The sequence below is a fragment of the Kitasatospora sp. NPDC004272 genome (assembly GCF_053603035.1).
The window spans coordinates 1-1,174 of record NZ_JBSGET010000292.1 but is presented as its reverse complement, the minus strand read 5'-3'; the positions used below and the strand labels follow the sequence as shown (position 1 = coordinate 1,174).

Genomic DNA, 1,174 nt, shown 5'->3' with positions numbered 1-1,174 from the left:
CACGTCAACGACGACGACCTGCACGGCACGGACGCGCTGGGGACCTCGGCGGTCCTGGCGGCGGCGCTGGAGAAGACCGGCTACGACCTGGTGGTGTGCGGGATGGCCTCCACCGACGGTGTGATGGGCGTGCTGCCCGCGCTGCTGGCCGAGCGGCTGGGCGTGCCGCAGGCGACGCTGCTGTCGGAGGTGTCGGTGGCCGGCGGTGTGGTGCGCGGGCGCCGTGACGGCGACGCGGCCACCGAGCAGGTCGAGGCGGCGCTGCCGGCGGTGGTGTCGGTGACCGACCAGTCCGGTGAGGCCCGCTACCCCTCGTTCAAGGGGATCATGGCGGCGAAGAAGAAGCCGGTGCAGTCGCTGGACCTGGACGACCTGGGCATCGACGCCGCCGCCGTCGGCCTGGCCGGCGCCTGGACGAAGGTGGAGGACGTCACCGCGCGCCCCGCCCGCACCAAGGGCGTCATCGTGACCGACGAGGGCGAGGGCGGCAAGCAGCTCGCCGTCTACCTCGCCGAGCAGAAGTTCATCTGACGGGCCGCCGGGAACAAAGGGATACGGAGCAGAAAACCATGAGCGAGATCCTGGTCCTGGTCGACCACGCCGACGGCGCCGTGCGCAAGCCCGCGCTCGAACTGCTGACCCTGGCCCGCCGCCTGGGCACCCCCTGCGCGGTCGTCCTGGGCGCCGCGGCCGCGGCCGCCGACATCGCCGCCAAGGCCGCCGAGTACGGCGCCGCCAAGGTCTACACCGCCGACGCCGAGGAGTTCACCACCCAGCTCGTCGTCCCCAAGGTCGACGCGCTGACCCAGATCGCCAAGGCCAGCGGCGCCGCCGCCGTGCTGGTCACCTCCTCCGGCGAGAACAAGGAGATCGCCGCCCGCACCGCCCTGCGCCTGGGCTCGGGCCTGATCACCGACGCCGTCGACCTCCAGGCCGGCGACAGCGGCCCCGTCGCCACCCAGTCGGTGTTCGCCGCCTCCTTCCAGGTCACCTCCACCGTCACCACCGGCACCCCGGTCATCACCGTCAAGCCCAACAGCGCCGCCCCCGAACCGGCCCCCGCCGCCGGCACCGTCGAGCAGGTCACCGTCGCCCTCACCGGGAACGCCGCCACCGTCACCGCCCGCACCCCGCGCGTGTCCACCGGCCGCCCCGAACTCACCGAGGCCGCCAT

Annotated in this window: 2 protein-coding genes; both read left to right on the top strand. The window is 73.7% G+C overall.

The window, feature by feature from the left end; translation table 11 throughout:
- On the top strand, positions 1-531 hold a 531-nt coding region (locus tag ACWEO5_RS38500), incomplete at its 5' end, for an electron transfer flavoprotein subunit beta/FixA family protein (RefSeq protein WP_452166709.1).
- 38 nt (positions 532-569) lie between these two features.
- On the top strand, positions 570-1,174 hold a 605-nt coding region (locus tag ACWEO5_RS38495), incomplete at its 3' end, for an electron transfer flavoprotein subunit alpha/FixB family protein (RefSeq protein ID WP_452166708.1).